Source organism: Streptomyces sp. Mut1, assembly GCF_030719295.1.
GTDB classification, from domain to species: Bacteria; Actinomycetota; Actinomycetes; order Streptomycetales; family Streptomycetaceae; genus Streptomyces; species Streptomyces castrisilvae.
Genome location: NZ_CP120997.1, coordinates 5,824,046 through 5,842,778 on the forward strand (window position 1 = coordinate 5,824,046; position 18,733 = coordinate 5,842,778).

The 18,733-nt window shown below is 71.5% G+C and carries 15 protein-coding genes; 9 read left to right on the plus strand and 6 right to left on the minus strand.

Annotation, left to right across the window (positions count from 1 at the left end):
• Positions 1–38: 38 nt before the first annotated feature.
• The 3 genes from P8A18_RS25485 (at position 39) to P8A18_RS25495 (ending at position 3,879) form a co-directional block, all read left to right on the plus strand.
• Positions 39–1,142 (plus strand): thiamine ABC transporter substrate-binding protein, encoded by a 1,104-nt coding sequence (locus P8A18_RS25485; RefSeq protein WP_306058001.1) that lies wholly within the window; start codon positions 39–41, stop codon positions 1,140–1,142.
• A gap of 86 nt (positions 1,143–1,228) precedes the next feature.
• Positions 1,229–2,833 carry an ABC transporter permease gene (locus P8A18_RS25490; protein WP_306058003.1) on the plus strand — a complete coding sequence of 535 codons (1,605 nt, stop codon included), beginning with the start codon at positions 1,229–1,231 and terminating at the stop codon, positions 2,831–2,833.
• Positions 2,834–2,853: 20 nt separating this feature from the next.
• Complete coding sequence (locus P8A18_RS25495) at positions 2,854–3,879, plus strand: ABC transporter ATP-binding protein (RefSeq protein ID WP_306058005.1); 1,026 nt, start codon at positions 2,854–2,856, stop codon at positions 3,877–3,879.
• A gap of 91 nt (positions 3,880–3,970) precedes the next feature.
• Here P8A18_RS25495 and P8A18_RS25500 read toward each other — a convergent pair whose 3' ends face one another.
• Together P8A18_RS25500 and P8A18_RS25505 are read right to left on the minus strand one after the other, a co-directional pair.
• Positions 3,971–5,110 carry a hypothetical protein gene (locus tag P8A18_RS25500; RefSeq protein WP_306058007.1) on the minus strand — a complete coding sequence of 380 codons (1,140 nt, stop codon included), beginning with the start codon at positions 5,108–5,110 and terminating at the stop codon, positions 3,971–3,973.
• Between the two features lie 26 nt (positions 5,111–5,136).
• Complete coding sequence (locus tag P8A18_RS25505) at positions 5,137–5,874, minus strand: ABC transporter ATP-binding protein (protein WP_018551801.1); 738 nt, start codon at positions 5,872–5,874, stop codon at positions 5,137–5,139.
• A gap of 351 nt (positions 5,875–6,225) precedes the next feature.
• Between P8A18_RS25505 and P8A18_RS25510 the strand changes: the two genes are divergently transcribed.
• From P8A18_RS25510 to P8A18_RS25520, 3 genes are all read left to right on the plus strand, one after another.
• On the plus strand, positions 6,226–7,665 hold the full coding sequence (locus P8A18_RS25510) for a gamma-aminobutyraldehyde dehydrogenase (RefSeq protein WP_026249649.1): 1,440 nt from the start codon (positions 6,226–6,228) through the stop codon (positions 7,663–7,665).
• 307 nt (positions 7,666–7,972) lie between these two features.
• Positions 7,973–9,739 carry a glycosyl hydrolase family 28-related protein gene (locus P8A18_RS25515; protein WP_371933713.1) on the plus strand — a complete coding sequence of 589 codons (1,767 nt, stop codon included), beginning with the start codon at positions 7,973–7,975 and terminating at the stop codon, positions 9,737–9,739.
• A 120-nt stretch (positions 9,740–9,859) separates the two neighbouring features.
• Positions 9,860–11,728, plus strand: coding sequence for a right-handed parallel beta-helix repeat-containing protein (locus P8A18_RS25520; RefSeq protein WP_371933791.1), 1,869 nt, complete (start codon positions 9,860–9,862; stop codon positions 11,726–11,728).
• An 80-nt stretch (positions 11,729–11,808) separates the two neighbouring features.
• On the opposite strand, the gene P8A18_RS25525 is transcribed toward P8A18_RS25520, so the two are convergent.
• Entirely contained in the window at positions 11,809–12,513 is a 705-nt protein-coding gene (locus P8A18_RS25525; protein WP_306058011.1) for a glycerophosphodiester phosphodiesterase, read from the minus strand.
• 24 nt (positions 12,514–12,537) lie between these two features.
• On the minus strand, positions 12,538–13,572 hold the full coding sequence (locus P8A18_RS25530; RefSeq protein ID WP_306058013.1) for an adenosine deaminase: 1,035 nt from the start codon (positions 13,570–13,572) through the stop codon (positions 12,538–12,540).
• Positions 13,573–13,698: 126 nt separating this feature from the next.
• Here P8A18_RS25530 and P8A18_RS25535 point away from each other — a divergent pair, with 126 nt between their 5' ends.
• On the plus strand, positions 13,699–14,526 hold the full coding sequence (locus tag P8A18_RS25535; RefSeq protein WP_306058015.1) for a DUF4190 domain-containing protein: 828 nt from the start codon (positions 13,699–13,701) through the stop codon (positions 14,524–14,526).
• 119 nt (positions 14,527–14,645) lie between these two features.
• Here P8A18_RS25535 and ybiA read toward each other — a convergent pair whose 3' ends face one another.
• Positions 14,646–15,224: a riboflavin biosynthesis intermediates N-glycosidase gene (gene ybiA / locus P8A18_RS25540; RefSeq protein WP_306058016.1), complete on the minus strand. Its 579-nt coding sequence runs from the start codon at positions 15,222–15,224 to the stop codon at positions 14,646–14,648.
• A 210-nt stretch (positions 15,225–15,434) separates the two neighbouring features.
• Here ybiA and P8A18_RS25545 point away from each other — a divergent pair, with 210 nt between their 5' ends.
• Both P8A18_RS25545 and P8A18_RS25550 read left to right on the plus strand, forming a co-directional pair.
• Complete coding sequence (locus P8A18_RS25545; protein WP_306058018.1) at positions 15,435–15,893, plus strand: bifunctional DNA primase/polymerase; 459 nt, start codon at positions 15,435–15,437, stop codon at positions 15,891–15,893.
• 175 nt (positions 15,894–16,068) lie between these two features.
• A complete protein-coding gene (locus P8A18_RS25550; protein WP_306058019.1) occupies positions 16,069–17,904 on the plus strand; it encodes a chitinase in 1,836 nt (611 codons plus the stop codon).
• Here the strand turns inward: P8A18_RS25550 and P8A18_RS25555 are convergent.
• A complete protein-coding gene (locus P8A18_RS25555) occupies positions 17,858–18,676 on the minus strand; it encodes a phosphatase PAP2 family protein (protein ID WP_306058021.1) in 819 nt (272 codons plus the stop codon). The genes P8A18_RS25550 and P8A18_RS25555 overlap by 47 nt on opposite strands.
• Positions 18,677–18,733 lie beyond the last annotated feature (57 nt).

An 18,733-nucleotide genomic window follows, 5' to 3' on the forward strand; every position in this document is an offset into this window, starting at 1 on the left:
GCCGCGTCTCTTCCTGGTCACTCCAGGAGGAATCACACATGAGCACCACCCAGAAGGCCGCCGTGGCGGCCGTCGCCGCCGCGCTCGGCATCACCGCGCTGGCCGGCTGCGGCAGTTCCGACGACCCGGCCCCGGGCGCCGAGGGCACCAAGGGCGCCGGTTCCAAGACCGTCACGCTCGTCAGCCACGACTCCTTCAACGCCTCCAAGGACGTGCTGAAGGAGTTCACCCGCGAGACCGGCTACACCGTCAAGGTGCTGAAGAGCGGCGACGCGGGCGCCGCTCTCAACCAGGAGATCCTCACCAAGGGCTCCCCGCGCGGCGACGTGTTCTTCGGCGTCGACAACACCCTGCTCTCCCGCGCCCTCGACAACGGCCTGTTCACGCCGTACGAGGCCAAGGGGCTCGACCGGATCCCGGCCGACGTCCAGCTGGACGCGGACAAGCACCGGGTCACCCCGGTCGACACCGGCGACATCTGCGTCAACTACGACAAGAAGTACTTCGCCGACAAGAAGCTCGCGCCGCCGAAGACCTTCGCCGACCTGGCGAAGCCCGCGTACAAGAACCTGCTCGTCACCGAGAACGCCGCGACCTCATCACCCGGCCTCGGCTTCCTCCTCGGCACCGTCGCCACGTACGGCGAGGACGGCTACCAGGACTACTGGAAGAAGCTGAAGGACAACGGCGTGAAGGTCGTCGACGGCTGGGAGCAGGCGTACAACGAGGAGTTCTCCGGCTCCGCGGGCGGCAAGAAGGCCAAGGCGGACCGGCCGCTCGTCGTCAGCTACGCCTCCAGCCCGCCCGTCGAGGTGCTGTACGCCGACCCGCAGCCCAAGACCGCGCCGACCGGCGTCGCCACCGGGACGTGCTTCCGCCAGATCGAGTTCGCCGGACTCCTGGACGGGGCGAAGAACGAGGCCGGCGGCAGGGCCCTGCTCGACTTCCTGATCGGGAAGAAGTTCCAGGAGGACATGCCCCTCACCATGTTCGTCAGCCCGGTCGCCCAGGACGCGAAGGTGCCGGAACTCTTCACGAAGTTCGGTGCCACCGCGGACAAGCCGGCGACCGTCGCCCCGGACGCCATCGCCAAGAACCGTGAGCAGTGGGTCCAGTCATGGTCCTCGCTCGTAGTGAAGTAGCGAAGGACCCCGTACGCGGACCGGGCGCGCGCGGGAAGTCCGCACGCGCCCGGTCCCGGCGCGGGAACGCGGTCCGGCTCGGTCTCATGGCCGTGCCGGTCGCCTTCTTCGCCGTGTTCTTCGCCTATCCCGTCGCGGCGATCGTCGGCCGGGGGCTCAAGGTGGACGGCGTCTGGCAGTTCGGCGGGTTCGGCGAGGTGCTGGCCCGGCCGGAGATCCGGGACGTCCTGTGGTTCACCCTGTGGCAGGCGCTCGCCTCGACCGCGCTGACCCTGCTGATCGCGCTGCCCGGCGCCTATGTGTTCGCCCGGTTCGACTTCCCCGGCAAGCAGGTGCTGCGCGCCGTCGTCACGGTGCCCTTCGTGCTGCCGACCGTCGTCGTGGGCACCGCCTTTCTCGCGCTGCTCGGCCGCGGCGGTCTGCTGGACGAGCTGTGGGGCGTACGGCTCGACACCACCGTGTGGGCGATCCTGCTGGCGCACGTCTTCTTCAACTACGCGGTCGTCGTCCGCACGGTCGGCGGCCTCTGGGCGCAGCTCGACCCGCGCCAGGAGGAGGCCGCCCGGGTCCTGGGAGCCGGCCGGTTCACCGCCTGGCGGCGCGTCACCCTGCCGGCGCTCGCCCCGGCCGTGGCCGCCGCCGCTCTGATGGTCTTCCTCTTCACCTTCACCTCCTTCGGGGTCGTACAGATCCTCGGCGGGCCCGGCTTCTCCACGCTGGAGGTGGAGATCTACCGGCAGACCGCGCAGCTGCTCGCCCTGCCCACGGCTGCCGTGCTGACGCTCGTACAGTTCGTCGCCGTCGGCGCGATCCTCGCCGTGCACGCCTGGACCGTACGGCGCAGGGAGCGGGCGCTGAAGCTGGTCGACCCGGCGCAGACCGCCCGCCGGCCGAGCGGCGCCGGGCAGTGGACGCTGCTCGCCGGGGTGCTGCTGAGCGTGCTGGTGCTGATCCTGCTGCCGCTCGCGGTGCTGGTGGAGCGTTCGCTCGGCGGATCCGGCCTCGCCTACTACCGCGCGCTCACCTCGGCGGACGCCAACAGCGGTACGTTCCTGGTCGCGCCCATCGAGGCGATCGGCAACTCGCTGCGCTACGCCGTGGTCGCCACCCTCATCGCCCTGGTCGTCGGCGGGCTGGCCGCGGCCGCGCTCACCCGCCGGGCTGGCCGGCTCGTACGGGGCTTCGACGCGCTGCTGATGCTGCCGCTCGGGGTCTCCGCGGTCACCGTCGGCTTCGGCTTCCTGATCACCCTGGACAAGCCGCCGCTGGACCTGCGGACCTCCTGGATCCTGGTGCCCCTCGCCCAGGCACTGGTCGGGGTGCCGTTCGTCGTACGGACCATGCTGCCGGTCCTGAGAGCGGTGGACGCACGGCTGCGCGAGGCCGCCGGGGTGCTCGGCGCCTCCCCGCTGCGCGCCTGGCGGGAGGTGGACCTTCCGCTGGTGCGGCGGGCGCTGCTGGTCGCCGCCGGCTTCGCCTTCGCCGTGTCGCTGGGGGAGTTCGGCGCCACCGTGTTCATCGCGCGGCCCGACAACCCGACACTGCCGGTGGCCGTGGCCCGGCTGCTCGGGCGGTCCGGGGAGCTCAACTACGGCCAGGCGATGGCCCTCAGCACCATCCTGATGCTGGTGTGCGCCGTGTCGCTGCTGCTCCTCGAACGCATCCGCACCGACCGGTCGGGAGAGTTCTAGGAGATGGGGAGTTCCGGAAAATGCTGACACTCGAATCGGCCACGGTCCGCTTCGGCGAGCGGGTCGCGGTCGACGGGGTCGACCTGGAGGTCGCCGATCACGAGATCGTCTGCGTGCTCGGGCCGAGCGGCAGCGGCAAGTCCTCGCTGCTGAGGCTGGTCGCCGGGCTCCAGGAGCCGGACGGCGGGCGGGTCCTGCTCGACGGCGCCGACCAGGACGGTGTCCCGGTGCACCGGCGCGGGCTCGGCCTGATGTTCCAGGACCACCAGCTCTTCCCGCACCGGGATGTCGGCGCCAACGTCGCGTTCGGCCTGCGGATGCACGGCGTGGGCCGGGACGAGCAGGACCGCAGGGTCGCCGAACTCCTCGACCTCGTCGGCCTCCCCGGCGCCGAACGGCGTGCCGTCGCCGCGCTCTCCGGCGGTGAGCAGCAGCGCGTCGCCCTCGCCCGCGCCCTCGCCCCCCGGCCCAGGCTCCTGATGCTGGACGAACCCCTCGGCCAGCTGGACCGCAGCCTGCGCGAACGCCTCGTCGTCGAACTGCGCGCCCTCTTCGGCCGGCTCGGCACGACCGTGCTCGCCGTCACCCACGACCAGGGCGAGGCGTTCGCCCTGGCCGACCGGGTCGTCGTGATGCGCGAGGGACGCGTCGCCCAGGTGGGGACCCCGCTGGAGGTGTGGCAGCGCCCCGCCTCCGCGTTCGTGGCGCGTTTCCTGGGCTTCGACAACGTGGTGGAGGCGACCGTCGACGGGGAGAGGGCGCTCACGGACTGGGGCGAGGTGCCGGTGCCCGCCGGGTCGAGGCAGGGGGCGTGCGATCTGCTGGTGCGTCCGGCCGGGGTGCGGATCGGCGGGCCGGGGAAGGGGCTGGGCTGCGTCGTCGGCGCGCGCACCTTCCGCGGCAGCCATGTCGCCGTGACCCTGCGTCCCGAGCACGGCCCGGTGCTGGAGGCCGAGTGCTCACTGCGCGGGACGCCGGACGAGGGGGAGCGGATCGGGGTCACCTTCGACCCCTCGGAGTGCGTCGTGCTGCCCGCACTCTTCTGACGGAGGGACGGACGGGCCGGGGCCGGGGGTTACGCCGAGGACCGGCCGGGCAGTGTGCCCGGGCCGGTCCGTCGGGTCCGTCGGGTTCTGCTCAGGGGGTCAGCGGCAGCGCCGCCAGTTCCGCGATGGCCCAGGTGATCGGGGCGAAGACCACCAGCAGCGCGGCGGCACGCAGGGCCGTCGCCGCACGCAGCGCCGAGGCCGGGGCGCCGAGCCGCAGCAGCGCCCGTGCCGTCTCCGCACGGGCCTGCTTCGCCTCCAGGGCGGAGGTCAGCAGCGTCGCCGTGGTGCAGCCGATGACGAGCACCGCCCCGAGCGCGGTGAGCGGGCCGAACGGGCGGGGCCCCGTCCCGTACAGCGCGAAGGCGGCGATGATCCCCGAGAGGACCGCGCAGACCACCCCGAGCGGGCGGCCGATGCGCTGCGCCTCGTCCATCAGGACCCGGCCCGCCAGCAGGCGTACGGCTCCGGGGCGCACCGTCTGGAGCAGCCGCCCGCACAGATGGGTCAGACCGGGGCCCGCCATGGCCAGGCCGATCGCCGTCAGCGTCCAGCCCACGAGCACCCAGGCCGGTGTGGCGTCGAGCTTGCCGGGAAGCGGGAAGGGGCTGCCGGCCGAGCCCCGGCTCGCGTAGGCCTCGACGGCGAGACCGGCCGCCGTCAGGGCCACGCCCCAGGGCAGCCCGGTGGGCGGGGCCGCGGGGGCGGGAAGCTCCTCGGCGGGCGCCGGGTCGGCGGTGTCCTCGGCGGGGCTCGCCGTCCGTACCGGACGGGTGCGCAGCGCCAGCGCGCTGGCCGTCGCGGCGGCGGCCGGCACCAGGGTCAGCAGGACGAGGACGGCGGCGACCGGAAGCGGAGCGTCCGCGCCGAGCAGCCCGGCGGCTGCGCCGTCGAACGGCAGCCCGGACAGGTCGCCGCGCAGATGGAGGAAGAACAGCAGCGCCACCGCGGAGCCGAGGGTGCACGAGACGGCGGTGGAGACCGCGGCGAGGACGCTGAGCCGCACCGGGCCGAGGCCGACGGCGGACAGCCCGGAGCGCGGCCGGGTGCTCGGGTCCGTACGGGCCACCGCGATGGCGAACTGCACCGTGGTGACGAGCGGCACGAGGCACCACAGCAGCCGCAGCACCGAACCGGCCGAGTGGGCGGGATGCCCGGCGGCGTAGCCGAGGGTGCACAGGAGGAGGAAGCCGACCCCGGCGGAGGCAGCCGCGACGAGCAGCCTCCGCATCAGGACCAGGGGATGGGAACCGCGGGCTAGACGGAGAGCGAGCACGCCGCGCGGCCCTCCGGATCGGTTTCGGCGGGCAGGGTGACCGTGGAGACGCGGCGCCCGTCCAGCAGGGGCACCACACGGTCGGCGAGGGCGGCGATCTCCGCGTCGTGGGTGGCGAGCACCACGGTGATGCCGTGCGAGCGGGCGGCGCTGGTCAGGGTCCGCAGCACATGGGTGCGGTCGGTGCGGTGCAGACTCGCGGTCGGCTCGTCGGCGAAGATCACGGAGGGCCCCGCGGCCAGGGCACGGGCCACGGAGATCCGCTGCCGCTGGCTCTGCTGGAGGGTGTGCGGGCGCTGCTTGGCGCACATGCCGATGTCGAGGCGCTCCAGCCACTCCATGGCGGCCTTCTTCGCCTCCCGGTGCGAGGCGCCGCGCAGCAGGAGCGGGAGTGCGGTGTTCTCCCAGGTGTTCAGCTCCGGGACGAGCTGCGGCTCGGGGGCGATCCAGCCGAACTTGTCGCGGCGCAGCCGCTCCCGCAGCCTCGGCCCCATGGTGTGCACGGGCACGCTGTTGAACCAGACCTCGCCCTCCTGGGGGACGAGCTGGCCGGAGAGGCAGTGCAGCAGGGTCGTCTTGCCGCTGCCGCGCGGGCCGGTCACGGCGAGGATCTCGCCGTCGCGGATGCCCAGGGATACCCCGCCGAGCGCGGGCGAGCCGTTGTGGGAGTGCTGCAGGGAACGCGCCCAGATCACATCGTTGTCCGGCGGGGCCACCATGGCGTACACCTCGGTTCAGATCAGATATCCCGTTCCCCCGTACGGGGGAACGAAGAGGGGGCCGATCGGTCACTCGGCACGGTAGGGATTCGGATCGCGGTGTGCGTACGGCACGCGGCCCGGGTACGCCTCTTCCCACTCGATCGGGCGCATCCGGGCTGCGCCGGGCGTATGAGATGACCGCCCGCCGACGGGCGTGGGACGGTCAAGGGGAGGTCAAGAGGGGAACAGTCGATCAGCCGGTCGAATGTTCGCTCAGAACTTCGTCCGCGGCCTTGCCGATCGCCGGGCAGGGACCCCCGACTACGCTGGGCGTCTCACCCATTGGACTCAACATCAGGAGGGGTGGCCGTGACCGCTGAGGTACGCCGTCTGCGCAACTACATCAACGGGGAGTTCCGGGACGCCGCCGACGGGCGGACGATCGACGTGGTCAACCCGGTGACCGAGGAGGTCTACGCGACCTCGCCGCTCTCCGGCCCCGCCGACGTCGACGCCGCGATGGACGCCGCCGCGGCCGCGTTCCCCGCCTGGCGCGACGCCACACCGGCCGAGCGCCAGCGCGCCCTGCTCAAGGTCGCGGACGCCTTCGAGGAGCGCGCCGAGGATCTGATCGCCGCCGAGTCCGAGAACACCGGCAAGCCGATCGGGCTCACCCGCACCGAGGAGATCCCGCCGGTGGTGGACCAGATCCGCTTCTTCGCGGGTGCCGCCCGGCTGCTCGAAGGGCGCTCGGCCGGCGAGTACATGGAGGGGCTGACCTCCATCGTGCGCCGCGAGCCGGTCGGCGTCTGCGCGCAGGTGGCGCCGTGGAACTACCCGATGATGATGGCCGTCTGGAAGTTCGCCCCGGCGCTCGCGGCGGGCAACACCGTCGTCATCAAGCCGTCCGACACCACGCCGGCGTCCACCGTGCTGATCGCCGAGATCATCGGGCAGATCCTGCCCAAGGGCGTCTTCAACGTCATCTGCGGCGACCGGGACACCGGCCGCGCGATGGTCGAGCACCGGATTCCGGCGATGGCCTCCATCACCGGTTCGGTCCGGGCCGGCATGCAGGTCGCCGAGTCGGCGGCCAAGGACGTCAAGCGGGTCCACCTGGAGCTCGGCGGCAAGGCGCCCGTCGTCGTCTTCGAGGACACCGACATCGCCAAGGCCGTCGAGGACATCTCGGTCGCGGGTTACTTCAACGCCGGGCAGGACTGTACGGCGGCGACGCGCGTCCTGGTCCACGAGTCCATCCACGACGAGTTCGTCACCGCGCTCGCCAAGGCCGCCGCCGACACGAAGACGGGCCTGCCGGACGACGAGGACGTGCTCTACGGCCCCCTCAACAACGCCAACCAGCTGGCCCAGGTCAGCGGCTTCATCGAGCGCCTCCCGGCCCACGCCAGGGTCGAGGCGGGCGGCCACCGGGTCGGTGACAAGGGCTACTTCTACGCCCCGACCGTCGTCTCCGGGCTCAAGCAGGACGACGAGATCATCCAGAACGAGGTCTTCGGCCCGGTCATCACCGTCCAGTCCTTCACGGACGAGGCCCAGGCGCTGGAGTGGGCCAACGGCGTCGAGTACGCGCTGGCCTCCTCGGTGTGGACCAAGGACCACGCGCGAGCCATGCGGATGTCGAAGAACCTCGACTTCGGATGCGTCTGGATCAACACCCACATCCCGCTCGTCGCGGAGATGCCGCACGGTGGTTTCAAGAAGTCCGGTTACGGCAAGGACCTCTCGGCCTACGGCTTCGAGGACTACACGCGCATCAAGCACGTCATGACGTCCATCGAGGGCTGACCGTACCCAACCCGCGGCCCCGCGCGAACCTGCTGGTTCGCGCGGGGCCGCGGGCGTTTTCGGATGATCCCGCGTCCGGCCGTGAGCCGTCGGACCAAGCGGCCGGAGGCCCTGGAGCGGGTGGCGGAGCCGGAGCCGCCAGCCGCCCGCGCCCCGGAACCAGTTGATTGTTTCACCTCGCTGTCAAAAATTTTCGAAATCTGAGCGACATCTTGTGTTCGCGTGTTCGTGATGCTTGAGTGTGAGGCGCTTCCCCTCCCCCCACCTCCCCCACCGGGAAGCGCGGTCGCAGAGGATTTGGAGTGTCATGAGCACGTCATCCCCCACGCGTCATCCGTACGTACTCGCCGTCGCGGTCGCCCTCGTGGGCACGGCCGTCGGCGTCACCGGCCCGGCCTCCGCCCAGCAGGCCCCCGAGCCGAGGGCGGCGGCCGTGGCGGGCGCCACGCTTCCCTTCAGCTCCACCGAGGCGGAGTCCGCCACCACCACCGGCCAGAAGATCGGGCCGGACTACACCCAGGGCACCCTGGCCTCCGAGGCCTCGGGCCGGCAGGCGGTCCGCCTGGACACCGGTCAGAGCGTGGAGTTCACCCTCACCGAGGCGGCCAACGCCGTGAACGTCGCTTACAGCGTCCCGGACGGGCAGAGCGGTTCACTCGCGGTCCATGTCAACGGCACCGCGCTCGACGCGTCCCTGCCCGTCACCTCCAAGTACAGCTACGTCGACACCCCCTGGATCGCCGGCGCGAAGACCCATCACTTCTTCGACAACGCCCGCCTTCTCCTCGGGCGCGACCTCCGGGCGGGCGACACGGTGGAGCTGGAGGCCGTCTCCACCGAGGTCACCGTCGACGTCGCCGACTTCGAGCAGGTCGGCGCGCCCGCCGGCGCACCGTCGGGAGCGGTCTCCGTCGTGGACAAGGGAGCCGACGCCACCGGGCAGCAGGACTCCACACAGGCGTTCCGCGAAGCCATCGCCGAGGCCGGGTCCAGTGGCGGCACCGTGTGGATTCCGGCGGGCGACTTCAAGCTGGACTCCGAGCTCAGCGGTGTCGGGAACGTGACGATCCAGGGCGCCGGAAGCTGGCACTCGGTCGTGCACGCCTCACGGTTCATCAACCAGAGCACCTCCGCCGGCAACGTCACCATCAAGGACTTCGCGGTCATCGGCGAGGTCACCGAGCGGGTCGACAGCAACCCGGACAACTTCGTCAACGGATCGCTCGGCCCGGACTCCCGGGTCAGCGGCATGTGGTTGCAGCACCTCAAGGTCGGCCTCTGGCTGACCGGCAACAACGACAACCTGGTCGTCGAGAACAACCGCATCCTCGACACCACGGCGGACGGCCTGAACCTCAACGGCAGCGCCCACGGCGTGCAGGTGCGTGACAACTTTTTGCGCAACCAGGGCGACGACTCGCTCGCCATGTGGTCGCTGAACGCCCCCGACACCGACTCCGCCTTCGCGAACAACACCATCTCCCAGCCCAACCTGGCGAACGGCATCGCCATCTACGGCGGCAGCGACATCACCGTCAAGGACAACCTGATCAGCGACACCAACGCCCTCGGCAGCGGTATCGCCATCTCCAACCAGAAATTCGCCGACCCGTTCTTCCCCCTCGGCGGCACCATCACCGTCTCCGGCAACACCCTCGTACGCACCGGGGCCGTCAACCCCAACTGGGGCCACCCGATGGGCGCGCTGCGCGTGGACGCGTACGACAGCGCCATCGAGGCGAACGTGAACATCACCGGCACCACGATCAAGGACAGCCCCTACAGCGCCTACGAGTTCGTCTCCGGCGGCGGCACCGGCCAGGAGGTCAGGAACGTCACGGTCGACGGGTCGGACGTCGACGGGGTCGGCACGGTCGTCGTCCAGGCCGAGACGCCCGGCGCCGTGACGATGTCGGACGTCACCGCGACCGGCGTCGGCGCGGCGGGCGTCTACAACTGCGCCTACCCCGAGGGCTCCGGCACCTTCACGCTCACCGACGGCGGCGGCAACTCCGGCTGGGACACCACCTGGGACGACTGCTCCGCCTGGCCCGAGCCGGACAGCGGGAACTAGCGCCAAGTCGTATACATCGCCCCCCCACATTTCCCCCCGCATTCCCCCCACATCGAGAGGAACACCGTGACAAGGAGAGACTGGAGCAGGCGGAGCATCGCCGTCACGCTCGGCGCCACGCTGACCGCCGCCTGGCTGCTGCCGGCCGCCGCACACGGCGCGCCGGTGGTGTCCGTACCGACGGCCGCCGCGGCCGACCGGGGCGCGCCGTCCCCGTACACCGAGTACGAGCTGGAGGACGGCACCTACGACGGCACCCTGCTGGAGACGGACGCCACGCGCACCTTCGGGCACACCAACTTCGCCACCGAGTCCTCGGGGCGCAAGTCGGTACGGCTCGACTCCACCGGCCAGTACGCGGAGTTCACGTCGACCGTCAGCACCAACTCGATCGTCGTCCGCAACTCCATACCCGACGCGCCGGGCGGAGGCGGCCAGGAGAAGACGTTGAGCCTCTACGCCGACGGCACGTTCGTGCAGAAGCTGGACCTGTCGTCCAAGCACAGCTGGCTGTACGGCAGCACGGACGACCCGGAAGGTCTGACGAACACCCCGGGCGGTGACGCGCGGCGCCTGTTCGACGAGTCGCACGCCCTGCTCGACAAGACCTATCCCGAGGGGACCACCTTCCGCCTCCAGCGGGACGCCGACGACGACGCCGCGTACTACGTGGTCGACCTGGTCGATCTGGAACAGGTGGCGCCGCCCGCGAGCAAGCCCGAGGAGTGCGCCTCGATCACCGAGTACGGCGCGGTCCCGGACGACGGGAAGGACGACACGGACGCGATCCAGGCGGCCGTCACCGCCAACCAGAACGGTGAGATCGACTGTGTGTGGATCCCGGCCGGGCAGTGGCGCCAGGAACAGAAGATCCTCACCGACGACCCGCAGGACCGCGGGGAGTACAACCAGGTCGGCATCCGCGATGTCACGATCCGCGGCGCCGGCATGTGGCACTCCCAGCTCTACTCCCTGACCCCGCCGCAGGACGCGGGCGGCATCAACCACCCGCACGAGGGCAACTTCGGCTTCGACATCGACGACAACACCAAGATCTCGGACATCGCGATCTTCGGCTCCGGCACCATCCGGGGCGGCGACGGAAACGCCGAGGGCGGAGTGGGCCTGAACGGCCGCTTCGGGAAGAACACCAAGATCACCAACGTCTGGATCGAGCACGCCAACGTCGGCACCTGGGTCGGCCGCGACTACAGCAACATCCCCGAGCTGTGGGGCCCCGGCGACGGGCTCGAATTCAGCGGGATGCGCATTCGCAACACCTACGCGGACGGCATCAACTTCACCAACGGCACCCACGACTCCACCGTCACCGACTCCTCCTTCCGCAACACCGGGGACGACGCACTGGCCGTGTGGGCGAGCAAGTACGTCAAGGACCCGGCGGTCGACGTCGGCCACGACAACGTCTTCAGCAACAACACGATCCAGCTGCCCTGGCGGGCCAACGGCATCGCGGTGTACGGCGGCTACGGCAACAGGATCGAGAACAACCTGGTCTCCGACACCATGAACTACCCGGGCATCATGCTCGCCACGGACCACGACCCGGTGCCCTTCTCCGGGGAGACCCTGATCGCCAACAACGGGCTCTACCGCACGGGCGGGGCGTTCTGGAACGAGGACCAGGAGTTCGGCGCGATCACCCTGTTCGCGCAGGGCTCCGACATCCCCGGCGTCACGATCCGCGACACCGACATCCAGGACTCGACGTACGACGGCATCCAGTTCAAGACCGGCGGGGGCGCGATGCCGGATGTACGGATCAGCAACGTGACGATCTCCGGGTCCTCCAACGGCTCCGGCATCCTCGCCATGGGCGGCGCGCGAGGCAGCGCGACGCTCACCGATGTGACCATCAGCGGCTCGCGCGACGGAGACGTCCTGGTCGAACCCGGATCGCAGTTCGTGATCGACACGGGTGACGCGCAGGCCACCGCCGGGACGCGGGGCAGCGGGCAGGGACAGTAGCGGCCCGGCGGCGGGGCCCCGCGCCCCGGCGCTCGGCGGGACCGCCCGGATCCGACTCCCCGGATCCGGGCGGTCCTACGTCAACGGGCCTTTCGGGCGGCGGACTTCACGATCACGGAGTGCAGCACGTCGATCCGGTTGGTGGTGATGGAGTCCACGCCGTGCCGGATCAGCCGGCGCATCGTGCGGCCGGTGTCCGCGGTCCAGGCCGAGACCAGCAGCCCGTCCCGGTGGTTGCGTTCCGCCAGCTCCGCGCCGACCAGGCCGAAGCGGTAGTTCAGCCAGCGCGGCCGCACCGCCTCCAGCAGGGCCGGGCGCGGCGGCGCCAGTGTCGTCCAGGTCATCGCGATCTCGGCGGACGGGTCGGCGGCCCGTACCCGCAGCATGGCCTGGGGGCCCGCGCAGTAGTACACCCGGTCACCGGCCCCGCACTCCCGCACCACCCCCACCGTCCGCCGCACCGACTCGTCCGTGGAACCGGGCAGATCGACCATCACCCGGTGCGCCCCGACGGCGAGCAGCGCCTCGCGGAGCGTCGGCACACCGCCCGCCGTCAGCTCGGTCAGCTCCCGGTGGGTGAGCCGGTCCAGCCGCAGGTCATGGCCCCACAGCCGGTCCAGCGTGGCGTCGTGCAGCAGGACCGGCACCCCGTCGCGGGTGATCCGGACGTCGACCTCGACCGCGTCCGCCCCCCGTTCGACGGCGGAGCGGACCGAGGGCAGGGTGTTCTCGCGGGCACGGTACGGATCGCCGCGATGGGCGACGGCGGTGACAGGCATGGGCATGGGGCCATTGTCACCGTCGGGCGGTCACCGTCCGACGCTCGCCAGCCAGTTGTCCGTGTACGTGTCGATCTCGGCGGCCAGCGCGCGCTTGCCGGCCGGGTCGAGGAAGGATGCCTCGACGGCGTTCTTCGCGACCGAGGCCAGGCCCCGTTCGTCGAGACCGAGGATGCGGGCGGCCACCGCGTACTCGTTGTTGAGGTCGGTGCCGAACATGGGCGGGTCGTCGCTGTTGATCGTGACCAGCACGCCCGCCCGGACCATCTCCCTGACCGGGTGCTGCTCGATGTCCTTCACCGCCCGGGTGGCGATGTTCGACGTGGGGCAGACCTCCAGGGCGATGCGGTGTTCGGCGAGGTGGTCCAGCAGCTTGGGATCGGCCACCGAGCTGGTGCCGTGGCCGATGCGCTCGGCGCGCAGCGACGTCAGCGCGTCCCAGACGGTCTGCGGGCCCGTGGTCTCCCCGGCGTGCGGCACCGAGTGCAGGCCGGCGGCGATCGCGCGGTCGAAGTAGGGCTTGAACTGCGGGCGGTCCACGCCGATCTCCGGGCCGCCGAGCCCGAACGAGACGAGCCCCTCGGGCCGCAGGTCCACGGCGAGCCGGGTGGTCCCCTCGGCCGCTTCGAGACCGGCCTCGCCCGGGATGTCGAAGCACCAGCGCAGTACGACACCGAGCTCCCGCTCGGCCGCCTTGCGGGCGTCCTCTATGGCCTCCATGAAGCCCTGCTCGGGAATGCCGCGCCGGGTCGAGGAGAACGGGGTGACCGTCAGCTCCGCGTAACGGATGTTCTGCCGGGCCATGTCGCGGGCGACCTCGAACGTCAGCAGCCGTACGTCCTCCGGGGTGCGGATCAGGTCCACGACCGAGAGGTAGACCTCGATGAAGTGGCCGAAGTCGGTGAACGTGAAGTAGTCGGCCAGGGCCTCGGGGTCGGTGGGGACCTTGGAGTCGGGGTGGTGCGCGGCCAGCTCGGCGACGATGCGGGGCGAGGCCGACCCGACGTGGTGGACATGGAGCTCGGCCTTGGGCAGCCCCGCGATGAAGGGGTGCGGATCGGTCACCGGGGCCTCCGTGGGCGTGGTGTGGCTACGGGCCGCCGGCCGCCAGGGGGTGGCCGGGGCATGGGACGGGAGTCATCGTAGGACGGGCTCGCCCGTAGCATGACCGCATCACGATGGGGGAGGCCCATGCCAGACAACACAGAGCAGCCGTCGGACGGGGCCGCGTCGCGCGATCCGTGGGCTCCGCCGCAGTCCAGGGTGCCCCTGGACAAGAAGCCCGGCGCGGACGGACGACCGGCCGGAGGTACTCCGCAGGACGCCCGCCCGCCGACGGCCGCGCCCGAGGGCACCCGCCCGCCGAGCGTGCACGATCAGCAGACGGTCGCCGCGATGCCGGGCGTGGGGACGGGCCCCGTGCCGCCCCCCGGCTTCGCCGCGCCGGAGTCCGGGCAGCAGCCCGGGACCGTACCGATGCCGCCGGTCGGCCCGCACGGCCCGGGGCAGGCCCCGCCGCAGTACGGCTACCCGACCGGGCAGACCCCGCAGTACGGCTACCCCGGCACCCAGCCGCAGTACGGCTACCCGGCAGGTCAGGCGCCGCAGGCCCCGCAGTACGGCTACCCGGGCTACCCCGGCTACGGGCAGACCTGGGGCGGCCCGCAGCCCGCGAACGGGATGGGTGTCGCCGCGCTGGTGCTCGGCATCATCGCGACGGCCGCCTTCTGCATGCTCGGCCTCGGGATCATCCTCGGCGTCCTCGCCCTGATCTTCGGGCTGATAGGCCGCGGCCGCGTCCGCGACGGCGTGGCCGACAACGGCGGGGTGGCCCTGGCCGGCGTCATCCTCGGCTCGGTCGGGATCGTCGTCAGCGCGGCGTTCCTGGGACTGACCATCTGGGCGGCGAACACCGACGACGACGAGAGCGACGACCGGGTGTACGAAACGGTGCCGACCTCCCTGGTCGTCGAGGCGCCACGGCACACTCCGCTGGGGAGCCTCTCCCCCAAGGTTTGAGGGCGCGTCGAGGGGCCGTCGAGGGCCCGGGGTGTCGAGGCCCTCACGCCACGGCGTCCCGGCCGCCCGGGACGGAGCCGGGCCATGGGGCGGCGGGGACCACTCCCCGCCGCCCCGCTTCATATGCCGTCGACCCCGCCCCGCAGCCGCTCGCGCGCCTCCATCAGCGCGAAGCCCAGCAGATTCAGGCCCCGCCATGTCGCGGGATCCTGCGCGCGCTGATCGTCCGCCGCGAGACCGATGCCCCAGATCCGGTCCAGCGGACTCGCCTCCACCAGCACCCGGTCGCCCGTGCCCCGCAGGAACGCGCCCAGCTCCTGGTTCTGGCCGAACTTGTGGACGCTGCCCGCCACCACCAGCCCGTACCGCTCGCGCTCCCAGACCGCCTCGTCGAAGCCGCGCACCAGGCGGCCGACCTTCTTCGCCTCGGCGGGGCTCCTCGCCGCCACCGCCCGCCCGGCCGCCTCCTCGTCGCCGAAGAGCCGGGCCTTGCCTGCCATCATCCAGTGCTCGGCCGACGCGTAGCCCACGCCGTCGACCGTGAACGGCGAGGGCCACCACTGGCTCAGGCAGCTCGCACCGATCCGGCCGTCCGAGTGCGGGCGGTGCCCCCAGAACAGCAGATACTTCACCTTCTCGCCGCGTGCGGCCGGCTCGGCCGGCGACTCGGCACTCCGGACATCCCCCAGGTGTTCCATGACGCGGAGTCTGCCACCCGCCACTGACAACCGGCCCGGCACAGCGGCGCGGACGCAGGTCACAGCCCTGTTTCCAGCGGTACCGCCCGCCGTGACGTAGATCACTACCAATGAGTAGCCGAACCCGCGTCATGAATCGGTCCGGGCCCGCTCTCCCGAGGTGAACGCGCCCGCAGACCTGCCGGCGCGACCGGAGACGAAGGGCGGGCCATGAAGGGCTCGGAAGTCAGGGCAGCGGTCGAGTGGCTGGCATCGGCGGCACCCGATCCGGACGCCTGCCGGTGGGAGTGGGAGCGCGATCCGCGGGGGATCGCGCTGCTGCCCGCCGGCCGGCGCTGGGACGTGCTGATTCTGCCGGGGGAGCTGGGCTATCCGACGCTCGACGTGCTCACCCGGCTCATCGACCGGCCGGGGCCGGTCCTCGCGGACTTCGGCGACGCGAGGATGGGCTTCTTCGTGCCCGCGGGAACCGTCGCCCGCTGGGTCGGAACGGGCGTCCGGGGCGCGGGGCGGGGCACCTGGATCGTCGTGCCGCATCCGGGTCGTCCGGTAGGGAAGATGCGCTGGCTGGTGCCGCCCGACGGCTCCGGCACGCTCACCGACGCCACATTGCTGGAACTCGCGATGCACGAGGCCGCGGGCCGGGCCGCCGCAGGTGGCGGAGGCTGAACTGCCTTATCGGTAAGGGGAGTTGTCGGATGTCGCGGAGCTGTTCAGGGGGTGTCGGCTTCCTGTTCCCGCGAGGTCGGGCTCGGGTGCGTCGCTGTCAGAGGTCTTGACAACCTGATTGGTCTGGACCATGTTGTGCGCGCCGCACTCAATTCCCCCCTGTACGGAGGCCGTTGTGGAACGCACGGGACCCCCTGCCCGCATGACCGGACTTCTGGCCGCCTTCTCGGCCGCCCTCCTCGCCGCCGGCGGGCTGGCCGCGACGGCGCCCAGCGCCGCCGCGGCCGACGCCGACCTGGCGAGCAACGGCAACTTCGAGGCCGGGCTGACCGGCTGGAACTGCACCGGCGGCAGCGGAGCCGCCGTCAGCACCCCCGTACACGGCGGGAACTCGGCGCTGAAGGCGACCCCCGCCGGAAGCGACAACGCCAAGTGCTCCCAGGCCGTGACGGTCGAGCCCGACTCCACGTACACCCTGAGCGCCTGGGTGCAGGGCAGCTACGTCTACCTGGGCGCGGACGGCACCGGCACGACCGACGTGTCCACCTGGACGCAGTCCGCCTCCGGCTGGCAGCAGCTCACGACCACGTTCAGGACCGGGCCCTCCACCACCTCGGTCAACGTGTACACGCACGGCTGGTACGGCACCCCCGCCTACTACGTCGACGACCTCAGCCTGGTCGGTCCCGGCGGCGCCCCGGTCGTTGTCCCCGCCGCCCCCACGGGCCTCAAGGCGGGCACGGCCACCGACTCCTCGGTCGCGCTGTCCTGGACGGGCTCCACCGGGGCCACCGGCTACAACCTCTACCGGGGCGACACGCTGGTGCAAAGCGCCACCGGCACCTCGGCGACCGTGACCGGCCTCAGCGCCTCCACCGCGTACAGCTTCCAGGTCAGCGCCACCAACGCGGCGGGCGAGTCCGCGAAGTCCGCCGCAGTCTCCGCCACCACCACGGAGGGCGGCGGCGGGGGCGACGACGGCAGCACCAGCACCCAGCTGCCGCCCCACGCGCTCGTCGGCTACCTGCACTCCAGCTTCGCCAACGGCTCCGGCTACACCCGCATGGCGGACGTCCCCGACTCCTGGGACGTTATCGACCTGGCCTTCGGCGAGCCGACCTCCGTCACCTCCGGTGACATCCGCTTCTCGCTCTGCCCGGTCGCCGAGTGCCCGAACGTCGAGTCGGAGGCCGAGTTCAAGGCGGCCATCAAGGCCAAGCAGGCCGCCGGCAAGAAGGTGCTGATCTCCATCGGCGGCCAGAACGGCCAGGTGCAGCTCGCCACCACCGCCGCGCGCGACACGTTCGTCTCCTCGGTCAGCAAGATCATCGACACGTACGGTCTCGACGGCCTGGACATCGACTTCGAGGGCCACTCCCTCTCGCTGAACACCGGTGACACCGACTTCCGGAACCCCACCACGCCGGTCGTCGTCAACCTGATCTCGGCGGTGAAGAGCCTCAAGGCCAAGTACGGCGAGAAGTTCGTGCTGACCATGGCCCCCGAGACCTTCTTCGTGCAGCTCGGCTACCAGTACTACGGCTCGGGGCCGTGGGGCGGCCAGGACCCGCGCGCCGGTGCCTACCTGCCGGTGATCCACGCGCTGCGCGACGACCTCACCCTGCTGCACGTCCAGGACTACAACTCGGGCTCCATCATGGGCCTGGACAACCAGTACCACTCCATGGGCGGCGCCGACTTCCACATCGCGATGACCGACATGCTGCTGGCCGGGTTCCCCGTCGCGGGTGACCAGACGAAGGTCTTCCCCGGCCTGCGTCCCGACCAGGTCGCGATCGGCCTGCCGGCCTCCACCCAGGCGGGCAACGGCCACACCTCACCCGCCGAGGTCACCAAGGCGCTGAACTGCCTGACCAAGAAGACCGACTGCGGCTCCTACGCCACCCACGGCACCTGGTCGGACCTGCGCGGGCTCATGACGTGGTCCATCAACTGGGACCACTTCAACAACTGGGAGTTCTCGAAGAACTTCGACGCCTACTTCGGCTGAGCACACCGGGCAGCACCAGCAGCAGTCCGCACAGGAACCAGCTGCCCAGCACATCCAGCGGCCAGTGATAGCCGCGGAGCACCAGACCGATGCCCGTCGCCGCCGTCAGCAGGACGGCGGCGACGGGCATCATCCACGCGCGGCGGCGCACCAGCCCGCCCAGCAGCAGCGCCGAGGCGCCGTACGCCACCGCCGCGGTCGCGGCGTGGCCCGACGGGTAGTAGCCGGTGGACTCCGTCAGCGGCCCGGGACGGGCGATCCAGTCCTTCAGCGGGACGACCAGCAGCGGGACCGCCGCCATGGCGAGGACCGCGCCCAGCGGCGCCCGCCGCCGGCCGCGCAGCAGTGACCAGCCGACCGCGCAGCCCAGGACCGGGAGCGCGACCTGCATATTGCCGAGATCGGCGAGGAATTCCGTGAGCCACCGGGGGCCGTGTCCGACGAGGGCCCGGCCGGCGCGCTCGTCGAGCCCGCGCAGCGGCCCGTCCGACGCGATCTGCCAGGTGGTCAGCGCGAACAGCGCGGAGAGACCCGACACCAGGGAGAGGAGAAGAGCCGTCCGCCCCGGAACAGGGGGGGTGGTTCCGGAGCGGACGAGTGGACCGGTTTGCCGCGCGCCCCGGGGGGTGTGGGACGGGCGGCCGTCCGATCGGTGAGGAGTTCCGGAGCGTGGTGCTCCAGTGGTGTGCGCGAAGGCACGCCCGGGACGGTGCTGGGGAAGCTCCGACCCGGATTCACCCGCGGTTCCCCGCGGGCGGGGTGTTTCTCTCATCTGCCGAAACCGTACGTCAGGCGAAGGGGGGACCGACAGCGGGTACGTTATCCCGCC